This window comes from Nostoc sp. TCL240-02, assembly GCF_013343235.1.
GTDB lineage: Bacteria > Cyanobacteriota > Cyanobacteriia > Cyanobacteriales > Nostocaceae > Nostoc.
In genome coordinates, this window is record NZ_CP040094.1 from 3959354 (window position 1) to 3977004 (window position 17651).

13 protein-coding genes and 1 tRNA gene are annotated in these 17651 nt (G+C 40.5%); 4 read left to right on the plus strand and 10 right to left on the minus strand.

Annotation, left to right across the window (positions count from 1 at the left end; all coding sequences use genetic code 11):
- Nucleotides 1-84: 84 nt before the first annotated feature.
- The 6 genes from gltX to FBB35_RS16915 all read right to left on the minus strand — a co-directional run bounded on the left by gltX (nucleotide 85) and on the right by FBB35_RS16915 (nucleotide 8163).
- Nucleotides 85-1530 (minus strand): glutamate--tRNA ligase, encoded by a 1446-nt coding sequence (gltX, locus tag FBB35_RS16890; RefSeq protein ID WP_174710621.1) that lies wholly within the window; start codon nucleotides 1528-1530, stop codon nucleotides 85-87.
- A 133-nt stretch (nucleotides 1531-1663) separates the two neighbouring features.
- Nucleotides 1664-1737: transfer RNA gene (locus tag FBB35_RS16895), tRNA-Asp, on the minus strand.
- A gap of 111 nt (nucleotides 1738-1848) precedes the next feature.
- Complete coding sequence (locus FBB35_RS16900) at nucleotides 1849-3375, minus strand: serine/threonine-protein kinase (RefSeq protein WP_174710622.1); 1527 nt, start codon at nucleotides 3373-3375, stop codon at nucleotides 1849-1851.
- Between the two features lie 95 nt (nucleotides 3376-3470).
- Entirely contained in the window at nucleotides 3471-5102 is a 1632-nt protein-coding gene (locus FBB35_RS16905) for a serine/threonine-protein kinase (protein ID WP_254625587.1), read from the minus strand.
- Nucleotides 5103-5387: 285 nt separating this feature from the next.
- Nucleotides 5388-6572: an esterase-like activity of phytase family protein gene (locus FBB35_RS16910; RefSeq protein WP_174710623.1), complete on the minus strand. Its 1185-nt coding sequence runs from the start codon at nucleotides 6570-6572 to the stop codon at nucleotides 5388-5390.
- A gap of 130 nt (nucleotides 6573-6702) precedes the next feature.
- Nucleotides 6703-8163 (minus strand): TM0106 family RecB-like putative nuclease, encoded by a 1461-nt coding sequence (locus FBB35_RS16915; protein WP_174710624.1) that lies wholly within the window; start codon nucleotides 8161-8163, stop codon nucleotides 6703-6705.
- Nucleotides 8164-8585: 422 nt separating this feature from the next.
- Here FBB35_RS16915 and FBB35_RS16920 point away from each other — a divergent pair, with 422 nt between their 5' ends.
- From FBB35_RS16920 to FBB35_RS16935, 4 genes are all read left to right on the plus strand, one after another.
- Nucleotides 8586-9779 carry an aminotransferase class V-fold PLP-dependent enzyme gene (locus FBB35_RS16920; RefSeq protein ID WP_174710625.1) on the plus strand — a complete coding sequence of 398 codons (1194 nt, stop codon included), beginning with the start codon at nucleotides 8586-8588 and terminating at the stop codon, nucleotides 9777-9779.
- 460 nt (nucleotides 9780-10239) lie between these two features.
- Nucleotides 10240-11322 carry a glycosyl transferase gene (locus FBB35_RS16925; protein WP_174710626.1) on the plus strand — a complete coding sequence of 361 codons (1083 nt, stop codon included), beginning with the start codon at nucleotides 10240-10242 and terminating at the stop codon, nucleotides 11320-11322.
- An 84-nt stretch (nucleotides 11323-11406) separates the two neighbouring features.
- Nucleotides 11407-11820, plus strand: a complete 414-nt coding sequence (locus FBB35_RS16930; protein WP_174710627.1) for a secondary thiamine-phosphate synthase enzyme YjbQ — start codon at nucleotides 11407-11409, stop codon at nucleotides 11818-11820.
- Nucleotides 11821-12463: 643 nt separating this feature from the next.
- The gene (locus FBB35_RS16935; RefSeq protein WP_174710628.1) at nucleotides 12464-14134 is read left to right on the plus strand and encodes an MBL fold metallo-hydrolase; all 1671 of its coding nucleotides are present in this window, start codon (nucleotides 12464-12466) and stop codon (nucleotides 14132-14134) included.
- Nucleotides 14135-14305: 171 nt separating this feature from the next.
- Here the strand turns inward: FBB35_RS16935 and FBB35_RS16940 are convergent, their stop codons facing one another.
- From FBB35_RS16940 to FBB35_RS16955, 4 genes are all read right to left on the minus strand, one after another.
- The gene (locus FBB35_RS16940; RefSeq protein ID WP_012408115.1) at nucleotides 14306-14617 is read right to left on the minus strand and encodes a DUF6679 family protein; all 312 of its coding nucleotides are present in this window, start codon (nucleotides 14615-14617) and stop codon (nucleotides 14306-14308) included.
- A gap of 603 nt (nucleotides 14618-15220) precedes the next feature.
- The gene (locus FBB35_RS16945; protein WP_174710629.1) at nucleotides 15221-15439 is read right to left on the minus strand and encodes a hypothetical protein; all 219 of its coding nucleotides are present in this window, start codon (nucleotides 15437-15439) and stop codon (nucleotides 15221-15223) included.
- A gap of 258 nt (nucleotides 15440-15697) precedes the next feature.
- A complete protein-coding gene (locus FBB35_RS16950) occupies nucleotides 15698-16486 on the minus strand; it encodes a Nif3-like dinuclear metal center hexameric protein (RefSeq protein ID WP_174710630.1) in 789 nt (262 codons plus the stop codon).
- Nucleotides 16487-16518: 32 nt separating this feature from the next.
- Nucleotides 16519-17268, minus strand: coding sequence for a hypothetical protein (locus FBB35_RS16955; protein WP_174710631.1), 750 nt, complete (start codon nucleotides 17266-17268; stop codon nucleotides 16519-16521).
- Nucleotides 17269-17651: the final 383 nt, after the last annotated feature.

The following is a 17651-nucleotide window of genomic DNA, read 5'->3' on the forward strand; positions in this document are numbered from 1 at the left end:
TTATAGTTGCTCTACCTTATGGATAAGGGCACACATTTGTGCGCCCCTAAAATCTGAAATATTTCTAAAATCTGGAAGTAATCGCTACTTAGCTTCTGTTATTGCCCTACTCAAGCGCGACTTGTCTAAACCAATCTGATTTAGTAGTAACCAAGATTGGATCAAGTCGGGGCCATGAACATCTCCAGTTAAGGCTGCTCGGAGCGATCGCATTACTAAGCCTTTTTTGACTTTTTGCTCTTTCACCACTTGTTTGATAATCTCCTGGGCGGCGGCTTCTGACAGTTGCGGCTGATTTTCTAAAGCTGTAACAATCGCCTCAAGGACAGCAGTAGAACCTTCTTGCTTTAATTGTGTACTGCCTTCTTCGCTAAATTCAACTGTATCGCTAAAAAACAGTTGACCTTGAGCTACTGCATCTACTAAACGAGTCAAACTTTGGCTAATTAAAGTTACAAGCTGTTCTAACCAGGCGCGATCACGTCCACCATCAAATTTATAGCCAGCCGCTTCCCAAAAAGGTATGAGTAAATCTGTGAGTTTATCTACTGGCGTATGGTGGATATACTGACTGTTTAACCAATCCAGCTTATCCCAGTCAAATTTTGCACCCGCTTTATTTACACGCTCAAAACCAAATTCTTTCGCTGCTGTTTCTAAAGTAAATATTTCTTGCGTCGAGTCTGGTGGCGACCAACCCAACAATGTCATGTAATTCACCAAGCCTTCAGAGGTAAAGCCCATTTTCTGAAAGTCAGAAATAGAAGTAACTCCATCCCGCTTAGAAAGCTTGCGCCCTTCCATGTTCAAAATTAGCGGTGTGTGGGAAAACTCTGGAATTTTTGCACCCATTGCTTCATACAGCAAAATTTGCTTGGCGGTGTTGGCGATGTGGTCTTCTCCGCGAATGACATGGGTGATTTGCATATCGATGTCATCCACTACAACGACAAAGTTATACAGTGGTTGACCGCTACCCTCTTCTGAGGCGCGGGCGATGACCATATCACCACCTAAATCGCTACCTCGCCAAGACATTTTTCCCCTTACTAGGTCATTCCAGACAATTTCCCGCCCATCTTCGATTTTGAAGCGAATCACATAAGAACGACCTTCTGCTTCATAAGCGGCACGTTGTTCTGGTGTGAGGTTGCGGTGACGGTTGTCATAGCGGGGAGCTTCACCTCTGGCTTTTTGGGCTTCTCTTAGCGCTTCTAGTTCTTCGCTGGTGGTGTAGCAGCGATAGGCTAATCCTTGCTCTAACAGTTTTTGTACTGCTTCTTTATAAAGATCCAGGCGTTGGGATTGGAAAAATGGCCCTTCATCCCAGTTCAGTCCTAGCCAGCGTAGCCCTTCAAGAATATTGTCGGTGTATTCGGGACGCGATCGCTCTAGGTCTGTATCTTCTATTCGCAAGATAAATTTACCGCCGTGGTGACGGGCAAATAACCAATTAAATACAGCCGTTCTAGCTGTACCAATGTGTAAATTTCCGGTTGGACTCGGTGCAATACGGACTCTGACAGTCACAGTTAATTCTCTCTTTCGCAAAGCATGATAAATGTAGCTTATATTCAAACCCCCAATTCTGGGTCAATCCTTTTGGGGAATTCCAAATCAAAAATCACCGAACTTCGGTGATTCACTACTTATAAATTTAGAACGGGACTGACGGGGCTCGAACCCGCAACTTCCGCCGTGACAGGGCGGTGCTCTAACCAATTGAACTACAGTCCCTTGTTTGGTCAACTTTGCTATTATCACTATTTTTTTTCTGCTTGTCAAGCATTTTGGAGTGGAAAATTAGAAATTATTTTTATCCCGTCTCTCCAATGTGGGAATTTACCGTTAAATAGACCTTGATAATACAACCTGGGGCTTAGATTCTAAATGCTGCAATATCCGGGATTGCATTTGTTTATATTGCTGTTTTAATAGCTGTTTGCTGACTTGGGGCACAGAAGCTGGTGGTAGGCTATGAGTTTGTTGCACCCAGGTTTTCAAAATTTGTCGCTGAGTTGGCTCGATGCGACTGCTGAGGACATTGGCGCAGGAATGTGGTGCTTCCAGAGTAAAGAAAATCAAAGGATAGTGTTCATTTTCAGCCAGTAAAGTTACCATCCTAAGATTTTGGGAATTTTGCATATCTAAGTAACAGGGTAGCCACTTAGGAGCCAATTGCCGATTGTAGAGTACAGTTACCCACAACAGCATTGGGTGCGGCGATGTCATGAAGATAAACTGGTTGTAACGGGTAGAAAGAGCATAATTTTTGATTTCTTGTTTAGGCAACATCAACCATAGTGCTGTCATAGATCCTTGTGCAGTATCTATAAGTTGGGGAAAAACAATTTCTTGGGTTGGTTTATTTTGAGGCCACAAAAGTTGCCTACAGCTTTGTTCTACTATGATTGGTAATCCAGAATCTAAGGGACGATTCAGAATGGAATCAGAAGATAAACTTGTTGGTACACTGGTAAAATTAGATTGTTCTAAGCTATTTAGTACTTGCAAAATTTGAGCGATATTTTGGGGGCGATCGCAAGATTTTTTTGCAAGACAAGACATGATTAAATTATTTAGCTTCTGAGGTATTTTCAGAGTTGGTTTAACATCTGCGATCGTTTTGGGTTGTTCAAAGTGATGTGCTTTATACCAAGCACCAAAGTAATCAGTTTCTGGTTCCCAAGGTTTTTTGCCTGTGAGCATTTCAAACATCATCACACCCAGGCTATAAATATCAGATCGACTGTCTAACTTTTCTCCATCTAACTGTTCTGGAGAACAGTAGGGTAAAGTGCCATTAAATCCCCTGCTTGTACTAGCTGTTGATGCATAATTTAAAAATCTAGCAATCCCAAAATCGAGAATTTTAACTAACTGAGCTAATATCGGATCGGGAATAACTAATATATTAGCAGGCTTAATATCTCTATGAACCAACGGACAAATTTTGCCGTCAATATTAATGCCTTGATGGGCACACTGTAAGCCCAAACAAATTTGGCGGGAAAGAATCAAAAACATCGACAATGATAGCGGAATTAAATCTTTTAAACTCTTACCGCATAGATATTCCATCACGTAGTATGGTTTTCCTTTCTCATTCACACCATAATCATACGCCCGCACTATGTGTAAGCTCTTTTGACTCAAAGCTGCGCTCATTAAAGCTTCACGAGCAAAGTCTTGTTGCATCTTGCTATCGACAACAGTCTGAGTTAAAAACTTGATAGCAACTGGTATACCTCCTAACAAAATATCATTTGCTAAGAAAACTTCACCCATGCCACCGCTACCAATTAATTGCTTCAGTTGATAACGATTGGCAAGTAAGCCCGTACTACTTGGAGATGTAAATGGGCTTTGATTCACTTTATTCACCTCTGCTGCTGAGTCTATTTAAAGTTAGTAATACACACATAATAATATAATTAAGTAATGGTGGTAAGTATTTTAATCATGCAGTTTTAAGAACGCGATAAAAGTTTAAAAAATATCTCCAAGAATTTATCCATCCAATTCTTTAACCCTTCTTTCTCAGCTTTATGATCTGCGGCTAACTTTTGTAAAATGTCTAATTTTAATTTTTCGTACTCTGTTTTTAGAAGATTTTTAGCTTGATTAGACAAGATTAATTCATTTGATCGTTGACTCATATCTAACCAGTCTACAAGTTGCTGACGCTGATTAGCTGTGAGACTTAAGGTTGTTACATGAGAGCAACGGTTTGGCTCTTCTAGGGGAAAAAATAGTAGATGATAGTAGCCAACCTCTGCTAAACTACGTGCTATATTTTGCCCTTTATTATCTTTCAAATCTAGAAAATAAGGTAGCCACTTAGTCATAGAAGGCTGGGCATCGTATAGGACTGTTACCCACAATAGCATCGGATATACATTAATTTTACTAATAAATTCAGTGCTGTGTACTTTATTCAAAAATTTTACAATTTCTTGTTTGGGCAACATTGCCCAAAAAGTTGGTATAGGTCTTTGAGAAGTTTGTAATAAATGGGGAAAACCGATTGCGCCAATTGGTTTGTTCTTAGGCCAATTTTTCTGCAAACATTCTTGTTCTGACAAAAATGTTGCAGGTACTAATTGAATTGGAAGTGAGGCTTTAATAATGTCACTATTGTTGTTAGCAATAGCATCATTAATCTGACTATTAACCTTTTCTAAACCTTCTAATATTTGGTTGATATTTTGCGGGCGATCGCTTACTTCCTTTGCTAAACAACTCATCAATAATTTTTCTAATATCTGCGGAATTTTGACTTGCGGATTCACTTCTTCAACTGTAGGTGGCATTTGAAAGCGATGCGCTTGATACCAAGTACCAAAGGAGTTACTTTTTGTCTGAAATGGATGTTTTCCTGTTAGCATCTCAAACATTAGTACTCCCAAACTGTAAATATCAGAGCGCACATCTAGTAATTTGCGCCCTTCCATGTGTTCTGGAGAACAGTAAGGTAAACTGCCAATAAAAGAATCTGTCAGGGTCATCCCACTTCGTTCTGTTAAAAATTTGGCGATGCCAAAATCGAGTATTTTAACAATTTCTCCTTCTTTACTATCTTCACTAAGGAATATATTTTCGGGTTTTATATCTCTATGAACAATGGGATAAATCTCTCCTTTAAGGCTAATACCTTGATGGGCACATTGTAAGCCTAAACAAATTTGATTACAAATCTCCAAAAATTTCGATATTGTTAAGGGCTGAATTTTGAGAATTTGTTTGAGATTTTTTCCTTGGAGGTATTCCATTACATAATAGGGGGTTTTATCGTCAGTAAACCCATAATTTAAAATACGGACAATATGTTTACTTTTGCGGCCCAATTGAGCCCCAATAAAAATCTCTCTGGCAAAGCGTTGGGACATGTGCTGGTTCGCCAAACTAAATGATAAGATTTTGATTGCGATTGGCATACCACCTTTAGCAGTATCTTCTGCTAAATAAACTCTCCCCATCCCCCCTTTGCCGATTAAATCTCTGATTAAATAGCGATTATTTAAAAACTGTCCGATATAATCGTCTAATTCTGCTTTTTGCCCTACCATATTCTCACTTTTTTTTTGTGGCATAAAAATCATTTATGAAAAATATTTTTGGCAAATTAGTTTAATCAGTCTAGTTAAGTACTAAATTTAAATCTAAAAATATCAGAATTTGTCGGAAATTAATAATATACTGCCATTACGGTTAATCTGCCTGCAAAATCTCTTAAACATTATGTAACATATTTATTAAGGAATACGGTTGAGAAATTACACGTAAACTACGAATAGGCTAGATAAAGTTACCTAGTAGATTCCGTGAATACACAGGAATAAGCAGAAATAACTAAATAGTAGTAAAGGGGGGATGGTTGTGTCTAGTTAACGATTGAGATTCGGTAATAAACGGCGTAATAATCTGATTAGTGGTGTTTCAATTTTCATTTTAAAGGCTAGTATCTGGGTACGTTGCAGTGAGTTAAAATTATTATCACTCACAAGAATTAATGATTGTTGACCATCAGGTAGTTTAGGGCCAAGAGTTAAGCCTTCGATATTGTCTAGTAGTACATCTAGGGTTCTCAAATCTAACAGTAGTTTTTTTTGAACAGGTTTAATATTTTTGGAGTCAACTGTTAAAAGACTATTTATCTGATAAATATCATCAGCTCCTTCTAAAGAAACCTGAAACAGGGAAATAGCAAATCCTAAACCAGTAAAAGACCTTTCTAAACTTAGGAAGTGCCCTTGATTATCGAGAGCAAGTAAATCAGGTAATCCACTAGCAAATTTGCCAGTCAGATTTAAAAAGGGTGAAACTGGTTCTGTTTGGTAAAGAAACTCCTTTTCTGGCTGGCTGTTGAGCAAGTTGTATTGTAGAATGCGGCAAGGACTACCAATGTTAGGTTTTGCTGCGACACCATCTTGAATGAGAGCATTTTCGGTGGCTGTAAAAAGATACTTGTTATCGGGTGTGATGGTAAGGCTTTCAAAAGCCAAATTATTGCGGATACCTTGTTTACCATTTTTGTCTGGCAAAAATTTACTTGGGATGGAAAGCGTTGTAATTTCTTTGCCAGAAGATAGTAAAAATTCTTTAATAAAAGGATTAATTAGTTTTGCAACATCGCCTTCGGAAGAAATAAATACACTTGATTTATTGGTTAATGCAATACCTTCTGTATCGGTTTCACCAGAGCGAAATGTTTGATCATTTTCATTTAACAATGTGGTAATATTTGTTACAACAACTCTGCTCTTTTTTAGAGAACCTTTGCTTAAATCTATTTTTAAAGTGTAAAAACGAGCAGCAGCTTTTTGCCCACGGTCATCAGAAATAGCATAATAAAGATTGTTTTTTGCATTATATGTAATTCCAGATAAACCTCCAACCTCAGTTTTATTAAAGATTAAACCTTTCGGTAAAGTAGCTTCACCGATAAACTCTATGTTACTAACTTCAACAGCACTTGATGGTAAGTTTGTTAATAAAAAACTGATAATTAAAATCGAGATAAAGAGGTAAATAATTCGTGGGATTGCGAAGATTTTTTTAATTAGCTGCATAGATTTTTTGGTCGGGTATAAAATTACAAATAAGATATCACGCTGAAGAATACAGAGCTACATATCTGTGCGCTGCTAAAAGTAACGTATATTAAAATAAATTGAAACTCTTTAGAAAATACGAAGTCAGTTAAGCTAGTCGCAAACCATATTCATCCTGAAAAAAGTTTACAAGCCAGTCTTTAACTCTGTGGGTAGCGCGGCAGTCATCTTCATTGTAGCTTTGGATAATTTCTAGTAAAGTGCGATCGCCTGTTTCTAGCCACTGATCGTACCAGTAAATACATTTGGCACCACTTGCTTCTTTTTCCCGCCACTCAAATCCTAACCAACGTGCGATCGCTTTGAGGGCATAACTTTCTACTGGTAATGCTACACTTTGGGTTAATTGTTCATACACATCCACAAATCGATTCAGTACAGGACATACTGAGGAGTAGGGAGTGTTGTAAAGCTTTGCTAGCCGTTTGACTGTATCAAACTCGTAGACACAAAAATGATAAATTGGCGCTTCAGGATATTGCCACACTAAATCCAAAAATTGCTGCCAAATTAATTCTTCGTCTTCTGGTTTATCTGCTAAAAACGAATAAAACTGTTCTGTGTTGGTAAGTCTATCAACCACCAAAACTCCCAAAAGATAATCTAAATCTAAGTCTGGCTGTGCCTCAATATCAAAGTAAAGCTCTATGGGTGCTGTAAATGTAATATCTTCTATTGATAGTGGGTAAGGTAAGACTAGGGGTCTTTTTTCCAATGCAGATTGAGCTTGCACTACTAGCTTAGGTGCTACTTTTGGGTCAAAACCAACTAGGTTTTCTAGGGTTCTGGGACTGGTGTTAGCGAGAGATTCTAGTGTGGTGATGGCTATGTTTTGGAGTTGAGTGTAGCGAAGAGGTGTTACACCTGGTAGTAGTGAGAGATGGTTTTCAGATTGAGCGATCGCATAACATTGACTATACCAATGACAAAAATTGCACTTTTGCCGAGAAATAAACACCTCTGGCGGGTTCGATAACTCTAAAACTTCAATGAACTCCTCCAGAATTTGCTGCATCCGTGGTATCCATTTAAATAAATCCACCGTATAGTTGGTGTTTTTGGTTCGCAGTATCAGCAAAGCTGTTTCTGGTACAACTCCCTGCACTGTTGCCAAGACTTGAGTATGAAATGCAGCTACAACTTGATATTCTTGCTTAGGGCGCTTACCCAATTCAATACTACCTGGGACATACATCCAATCTCCAAAACGAGACTGTCCTGGCTGTTTGACGAGTAAATTTGGACGACTTAGCAAGGTATATGCTTCAGAATAATTTGCTAGCAGTACTCCTTTATAAATGTACTCAACTCCACGTTCCATCAATTCTAAAGTCGCCTTCTCTGCCTTTTCCCAATTTCCATAAGAATAATCTGGTTGGTGGTAAGTCATCTGTGCCAAAGCACTTAGCTGATGAGCGATTTTATCCTGTTGCAGTTTCCGCAGCAACTCATTGGGTGCATCGCGCTGACTTTTGTCACCGTGGATATCTAGAAAAGTTCGGCGTTTACAACGTTGGTATTGCAGTAGGAGTTCAGCATTGATTAGCATTCTTTTAAGTTAACAATAATTAGTATTATGTGGGAGTAACTCAGACAACTAAAGTTTTGAATTGGCGATACCTTCTCTGCGTTCGCGCAGCGTGTCGTAGACAGACGCTACGCGTAGCTTGCTTCCCCTATAGGGTACGGTGGGCTACGCCAACGCCTCTAAACCCGATTAGCTGTTCTACTCTATACTGTCAACAGCTAAGTGTTTGCGTTTATCCTAGGTGACAAATGAGGCAAAATAACAAAATCAAGTTTTATCCATCATTACAAGGGTACATGACAGAACAACATGAGCCATGACTCATTTGCGAGCGAGTCACACTCTGGAGAAGCGCTGCGATCGCTTAAATTAATCTCATCCCTATTTTTACCATTGCTATTAAGTATCAATAGCCTGTAAACAACAGATATTCCTTGGAAATTATGACTAGTCTTTCTGTCGCCCAAACCAGGCTACACAGCCATCGAGAGCAATTTCCTGCTTTAGCCAATAAGACTTATTTCAATTATGGGGGACAAGGGCCAATGCCTCAAAGGGCAATGGATGCTATGACCGAAACTCAGGCTTATGTTCAGCAAATAGGCCCCTTTGGTAATGAGGCGTATCGCTGGATAGCACCGCAGACTCAAGCCGCTAGAGAAGCGATCGCTTCTGAGTTATATGCACCTAGTGAAACAATTACCCTTACCCAAAATGTCACAGTTGGCTGTAATATCGCTATGTGGGGCATAGACTGGCATTCTGGCGACCACATACTGCTCTCAGACTGCGAACATCCAGGCGTGATTGCCACCACACAAGAAATCGCACGAAGATTCGCGGTAGAAGTTACCACATGTCCTCTGAAGGCGACTTTAAATGAAGGCGACCCTGTAAAAGTTATTGCTCAACACTTACGTCACAATACCCGTCTTGTAATATTAAGTCATGTTTTCTGGAATACTGGTCAAGTTTTACCCCTTGATAAAATTGCCGAAGTATGCAGAGATAATCATTCTTTCTTGTTGATAGATGCTGCCCAATCTGTCGGTTTATTGCCTTTAAACTTGACAGAATTGGGTGTAGATTTTTATGCTTTCACTGGTCACAAATGGTTATGTGGCCCTGCGGGTGCTGGTGGTTTGTATGTCCGGCCAGAAGCACGAGAAAGCCTGAAGCCGACGTTTATTGGCTTGAATGGCATTGTTGTAGATAGTCAATCTCAGCCTGTGGACTGGCTTCCCGATGGGCGACGGTATGAAGTGTCTACATTAGCTTATCCGTTGTATGTTGGGTTAAAGGAAGCGATCGCAATTCATCAGCAATGGGGAACTTCACAGGAACGTTACGAGCAAATTTGTCAAAACAGTGAGTATCTTTGGCAGTGCTTAGTAGAGTTACCCGATATTAAATGTTTGCGAACATCCCCACCCGAAAGCGGTATAGTCTCGTTCCAACTTGTAAATAATCAGCCTCAAGCTAATCTCAAGTTAGTACAATTTTTAGACTCAGAAAACATATTAACTCGCACAATTGCCGATCCTAGCTGTATACGTGCCACCATCCATTATCTGACTTTAGAATCAGAAATCGACCAATTAGTTGAGGCAATTCAAAGTTTTTGCAAGATTAGTTAAAAATTAGGAGTTATGAGTTATCAGTCTAGTAATTACGATTTTAACTTCTAACTCCTAATACCAATTCTTTGTGAGGTTACACCAAATTTTCTTTCTTCCTTTGTGTCCTTTGCGTTCTTCTCTAACGAGACGCTGCGCGAATGCGGTTCGTTGCTCATATAGTTTATACCAATTTAATGTGAGGTTGCAGATATCTCCATCCCCCTAAGTCTATGCCACGTGCTTCAAGTCGGGCATTGCCCGCACAACGCAGTGGCTCCCCTAAAAAAGGGGGATTTTGATAGATGTTGTTCCGGTTCCACCCTTAATAAGGGGAGCCACTGCGGTCTTGGGGTCCTCCCCGCCGCAGGATGCACGAAGCGCTGTAGTGGAGCGACTGGCGTGGACTAGGGGGGATCGAATTCTATGCAGCTTCATACATAATTCGCATAACTCCTCACTACTACTTCCTAACTTTTAAATGGAACGCCCAATCTTATACTTAGCCATCACTAACCACGGCTTTGGTCATGCTACCCGTATGGCTTCCGTCGCTGCAACAATTCAAAAATCATGTCCAGAAATTTTGCTAATTCTTGTTACCACTGCCCCGCGCTGGTTGCTAGAGTGCTATATAGAAGGCGATTTCATCTATCGTCCCCGTGCATTTGATTTGGGTGTGATGCAAACCGATAGCTTGACAATGGATAAAGTAGCGACTTTAGAAAAGTTACTAGATATTAAAAAACATCAAAATTCGCTGATTGCCTCAGAAGTAAATTTTATCCGCCAAAATCGCGTTCATCTCATTTTGGCAGATATTCCCTTCCTGACTCCTGGGTTTGCCAAAGGTGCAAATATCCCTTGCTGGATGATGAGTAACTTTGGCTGGGACTTTATCTACCGAGATTGGGGAGGGGAATTTACAGCAGTTGCAGATTGGATTAGTGATTGGTACTCAAAGTGCGATCGCCTATTCCGTCTCCCTTTCCACGAACCGATGCAAGCTTTCAACAATATCACAGATGTCGGGCTAATAGGTGGTTCCCCCCATTACTCTGCTGATGATTTATGTTCTCTTTGGGGAATAGCTGCACCTATCGAAAAAACTATTTTGTTGACCTTTGGCGGCTTGGGTTTGCAGCAAATTCCCTACGATAACCTGCGGCGATTTCCAGATTGGCAATTTATTGTCTTTGATCAATCTGCGCCTAATTTACCTAATTTAGTAAAAATTAATGACCGTAAATACCGCCCAGTAGATTTTATGCCTATTTGTGGGCGAGTCGTCTCTAAACCTGGCTACAGTACTTTTGCTGAAGCTACACTTTTGGGAGTACCTATTGTTACTATTCCCCGTGAGGATTTTGCCGAAGCAACTTTTCTACTAGAAGGCATAAAAAATTATAACCAACATCAAATCATCACTCCATCTGAGTTTTTTCAAGGGACTTGGGATTTTCTGTATCAGTTACCCCAACTACCAAAGCAATCCCAGCTAATTGCTAAGGATGGTAATGATGCGATCGCTCATGCTATTATCAGCTATTTTCGCAGTCATTAAACTTTACCTAACTTATAGTGGTGAACAGACTGCTACTTACCTCAAAACTTGTTGTCAAAGGTACTTATCTCTCTCAAATTACAGATGACTCACTACCAAAAGTTACTAAAAATTTCCACCACTGCCAAATCTTTTTACAACATCACCGCTAAAATTGAAACCGCAGTCACAGAATCGGGGGTTGAAACTGGTCTTTGTACTTTATTTTTGCGGCACACTTCAGCCAGTTTAGTTATTCAAGAAAATGCTGATCCTGATGTTCTTGTGGATTTAGCCAATTTTATGGCAAAACTCGTCCCAGAATCAGGCAAATATATCCACGATGCAGAAGGCCCCGATGATATGCCAGCACACATTCGTACTGCACTTACCCACACTTCTGAACATATCCCCATTAATCGAGGTCATCTAGTACTGGGAACTTGGCAGGGAATTTATATTTGGGAACATCGCCAGCACAGTCATTTAAGAGAATTGGTTATCCACATTTCTGGATAGCTGATTTTCAAGTTTGGTTTCAGCTTGAGTTTTGTAGAGTTCACATCAGATGGATGGACAGGTGAACCGAAAAGTTCTACAATCTGACTGATTGTGGTAAAGTTACCTATTGCCCAATCCACATAAGCATAGTAAAGATTTTCTAGCGATCCGGTTTGATTGCGAAAGCACTAAATTAATATAAGAAAGTCTTGAGTAAGGGGCAGCAAAAAAATGGATGTAAAGCTGATTCTAGCTGGATTAACAGTTGTATTCACGCTTTCGTGCTTATTCTTTGGTACGAAAAACGGATTCTATGATTCAGATAACTATCACGGCAATGGTTCCGCACATTGAAATAAATCTGTAGAGGCTTGGGCAACTTTCCGTATGGTGAGTTTGCTAAGAGTGCTCAGAAGTTGCAAAGGTAAAACACACAAGAGGCAAACTCCTTTAGCTCCTAGTTTGATGGCTTTTCGTTAGCCCACCTTTCCGAACCAGTGCGGGTTCGGCTGAGGCGTCCTCCCCAATCAAAAATCTGTATTCTCAGGGTGTAGGGGCGCACGCGAAAACTTACCCCTAAGTCACAAAACCAAAACTTGTGTAATGTAACTTTTGGCTTTTGGGATATGTCCATGATGATGAGGTTGGAGGGGAGGACATTATGAGGGATAATCTGTCGGCATCTTCTAGCGTAGATGCTGCGGAAGTGGGTACTGAATTAGAATGTTTGCCCTATAGTGTCCAGCATCACGATGAGGGCGTGTGTTTATTGGTAAAGATGGGGCCACACCGCATCCTGTTAGACTGTGGTATGGAAGATATTTCATCGCTGGCTAAGGCGCTTACTAAGTCGGAACGTGCATCTAATTCGCCCCTACCAGCAGATTTAGTTTTGATTAGTCACGCCCACCCAGATCACTCCAGAGGCTTGCTGGCACTACATAAAGCTTTTCCTAAGTTACCTATCTATGGTAGCGAAGTAACCAGCAAGTTACTGCCCCTGAATTGGCTAGATCAAGATGCTGAGGAAATTTCCAAATTTTGTCATGCTTTGCCGTTGCGATCGCCTGTGGAATTTCAAGATGGTTTAGTAGCAGAATTATTTCCCGCCGGACATCTACCAGGGGCAGTGGCCATTCTCCTTACCTACACCACCAAGCAGCGTACTTACAAGCTATTATATACAGGGGATTTTTTCTTATCAAATTCTCGGTTGGTAGAAGGTTTGCGTTTAGAAGAACTGCGGGGCTTAGACTTGGATGTGCTGATCATTGAAGGTAGTTATGGCACATCCCGTCATCCTCACCGCCGCAACCAGGAAAATCAACTAGCAGAGCGAATTAATCGGGCGATCGCTGACCATTGTTCTGTAATCCTTCCCACTCCTGCTCTAGGATTGGGTCAAGAGATGCTAATGCTGTTACGCTCTCATCACCACTTCACCGGAAGAGATTTAGATATCTGGGTGGATGGTGCTGTCGCTACTGGCTGCGATGCTTATCTAGAACTACTACCCCACCTACCCCCATCTGTGCAAAACTTCGCCCGCCATCAACCCTTATTTTGGGATGAACGGGTACGTCCTCGCGTGCGTCGTTTACAAGCAGAACATCGTCCCACAGTGGGTAAGTCACCTTGTATAGTCCTCACCGACTCTACGTCTGATTTAGGCAAACACTGCCAACTAGACACCGGCCCTTGGCTGATCCTGCTTCCAGAAAAAATTGATATAAAAGTTAATAAAGAATATTTAGCACCCACCACTGTTGAAAGCTATCTCTTAGCGCAACATAGTGATGGCCCTGGTACTACGCAGTTAATTCATAATTTGCGACCGCAGCACGTCATTTTTGTCCACGGTTCTCCTGCCTACTTAGCAGACCTGACTAGCTTGGAAGAGTTGCAAAACCGCTACCATATACATTCTCCGGCAGCTAACACCTTAGTAGAACTGCCTATCGGCGACACATTCTTGCAACCGGCAGCACCAGAGACTAACTACGAAGGTGAACTGACAGAGTTGGGAACAGTAATCACAATTACCCTACCCAATATGATTACTGCCGATCCGCGTTGGCGGCAATTTGCCGATACTGGTTTAATCGAAGCTCGTTGGCAAGGGGAAGAACTAGTCTTAAGGGGATTGTCTCAACGAGAACTTCTTAGCCAAAATAGCGATCGCTATATATGGACAGATGTCGACTGTTGTGGTAATTGCCGACATCAAAGGGGACAGAGGTGTTGGAACCCAGCTTCGCCGTTATATAACTTTAAGGTAACTCTCGAAGGTTACTGTCCTGCTTTTGAAGGTTTATCTAGTGCTGAGTCCTGAGTTAGGATTTATGACTTAGAACTCGGCACTAGGCAAAGCCAGTCGCTTTTCCCTTGACGCTAGGCTCTCCCTTTGGGGTAAGGAGAGAGCCTAGCGAATAAGCTGGCAGAATCAGAAACCAGTCACCTCCAATGAGAAACCTGTTTTTAGTACTGGCTCCTCAACCACTGATTATTCTGGATTCGAGTCAGTGTAACGGTTGTGGATGCGTTCAGCTTCGGGACAGTCTTCAGTCATCAGAGGTTCCACATTTCCGCGTGGCACTGAAGCCAGTTTTTGCGTTACAGCACCAATGCTCTCAAGGCGAACCATTTCTTCCCAAGAACAAACTTCGTCCTCTTCTTCTGTTTCATAGCGTAGGGTCACTAGATCTCCCTCTATGTCGATGATGCGGGCGCGTTCAATCCAGCGTTGCTGGTCCCGCAAGAAAACACATACCTCGCGCCCATCGCAACAGAGTTGATAAATCTTGCGGTGTAGCATGTATTGTTTCTGCCTTTTTAAACAACGTAGTTAAACCTATCAAAATCTGGGTTCTACCCCATTACATTACACCTTTAGGAGGTTAATTTCACCGTTGAGAACAAGTAGGCTTTATTACCCAATCCCAAGATTTGCTTGTAGTTGTCAAAATATTGGGAAATATTGGGTCATAAATCATGGGTTTCTCTGACAATGAATTCATCTCCTTCGGGCTGATTCTAAGGAACGTCTGCTTCATAGAAGTCAAACAATTCTAAACCTGTCCTAAGCAGGTTCATATTTCTTGGTGAGTCATTCTTACCATTATGTAATAAATAATACTCCAAAACAATCGTTGATTGCGGTTGTTTAATCTGCCTGCTTTTACTCATTGGCATTACAGGGAAGTCCGGGGACTCGGCTTTACTTTTAACCCACTTGTATCTGATCTTAACTCATTCTCTTGCTGACCTTGATGGTTTTCAGCAACAACACCCAAATAGTTTTGAATTTTTAAGGTTTTTTGCCTGATGATGGGTAAGAAAAGGGCAAGAGAATGGAATACTGAGTGAGCATAAATACTTGCAACAAGCTTTTCTCGGTTCCTCTGGTTCTTTTGGAGGATCAGCAAGATTTATGTGGTAGTGGAAATTCTATAAGCAAGTTCGATGAGGATGCTTCTCGTTTAATTTTACCTGCACGAACTGCGTCATATAGGGCTGCAAGGTCTGGCAAATCCTCTGACTGATAGCATTTAGTAGCTAGCACTTGCTGGAGTAAACCCTCAGATTCAACACTAAGATATCCAGTTTGGAAAGCAGATTCAACGATTGTGCGAATCATCTTGGTTAGGACAGAGTAAACAATTTGTTACATCAAGTGTGGAACATTTTCTTCTGCAACTAGTTGATATGGAACATTAACATTATGTGATTATAATTACACGTACACAGTGATCCGTATCACAGAAATGGTATTAAATATAAGATTTAGATGGGATTAATCGGGGTATACGGTGAGATTTTAATACCAATACATCCAGCATTAATCTTGGTAAGCTAAATACTTTGACAATATTAAAATGTAGTGAAACATAAGCAATCAAGCAAAAAACTGGCGAAAATCTTCATCCTTTTGGCTTAATTGCACCCAGTCTAAGTTTAAGGACTGGAATTTTTGCACCAAGCGATCGCAAGCTGGACGTTCGGTAGCATAATGTCCGGCATCAATTAAAATAAGATTGAGATCGCGGCTTTCTTGAAACTGATGAAACTTACAGTCAGAAGTTAGATAAGCCTGGGCACCAGTTTTGGCGACGGCTGAAATGTAACCAGCCCCCGAACCACCCAAAACAGCAACTCGTGAAATTATTTGCTGTAAGTCAGCAGTTGGGGAAAAAATCAAATTAGGGGGAGCAAGCCGGGTTTGAATAGCTGCGAGTAATTCCTGTAATGTCAAAAATGGCTCTAGCAAACCAACACGACCATATCCTAATCCTGCTTGTGTTGGTACTATGGGAGTAACTTGCTTGAGTTCTAAAATTTGAGCTAATACCTCAGCAGTACCATCTTGTACTTGGTCGAAATTGGTGTGGGCGCTGTAAATACCAATATTATGGCTAAAAGCTAACCGTACCATTTCTGCGATCGCTTCACCAGTGCATAAAGATTTGAGAGGATTAAAAATCAAGGGATGATGGGCGAATATCAAATTAGCATTTTCTGCGATCGCTTCTTGCATTACTGCCAAAGTCGGTGTCAAACAAACCAGTACCCGTGCTTTTTCCTGCAACACTCCTGGTTCAATCTGCCAGCCGCAATTATCCCAGCTTTCACACCAAGCGGGATTTGCCCATGCTTCAAACCAAGTAATTAAATCAGCAATTTTCATAATTATTTTCTTCAGCAATTTTTAATTGCTAATCAGTGTTTCTGTGGTTGAATATTTAATTTTAATGCTAATTCCTGGCGCATTTCTTGGAAAGGTTTGTTCCATGCTGGGCTAGCATTCCAGTTCCACACTGCTACTGGGATAAGTTGCTCCTCAGCTAGATAAGTTAGTAGACGATATTCGTCTTCTGGTTCACGAGAAAAAGTGAAGGGATTCCGGTAGCCTGTATCACATAGTTTATAAGATACGACCTGACCATGATTAATCCGTTGTACAAGTTCCTTACCTTTGGCGAGTAAATAATCCAAAAAAACTAGACTAAAAGGCTCTATGTATGCGCGTTTTCGGGGTTCTTTTTGTACCCACCTCGCCCACTCAAACCCATACATAAAATCGTGAACATAACGAAAGCGAATTTCTGTTTTATTTCCGAACATTTCTATCAGAGAAACCATCTTTTCAGCAAAAATTTTGAGAAAAGTAATAGCGCCCTCATTTGCTACTAAAGCTTGCCTGAGCATACTACTAACTAGAAAATCAAAATCCCAAAATATATTTTCTGGGAAGTTTTCTAACTGGGTACATACTATGATTTCGAGAGTTTCCTGAAGATTTGTAAGAAGTTCAATATCAGTGTTTCGCTCAGTAATTACGTTTTCCAACTCAGCAAAGCTAGTAATTAATTTCTTTTGGGGATTAAGTGATAATAAATTAATAGACTGTTGGGCAAGGATTTCATCAATATATTGAAAAGTATGAGTTGGTGTCAGTTCTCGCTTCATAGTAATTGAAATAACCCAAACAGCTTACACTAACTATTAGTGTATATCGAAATAAGGAAAATATTAAATAAGGAAAAATAAACTTAACTTTAAACTTTACAAATTGACACTAATTGTTTAATATATTGTGTCTAATTAATTTCACATCAATAATTTTGCAATGAAAATCCTAGGATTATTATTTGATTTCTGAAAAAATTAGGTATGAGGTGTGTTAGAATGGAGTGTGTAACGCACCATTATCGAGGGTTGGGTGCATTACTACGTATCTTTTCAGAAATCAAGCAGGATTCCTGTATCACGACGAAATTTGTTTAATCTATATTACCGCGAGTTTATGAAATTATATCCAAAGGGTAGGTAGAATAACCAGAGTATGTGAA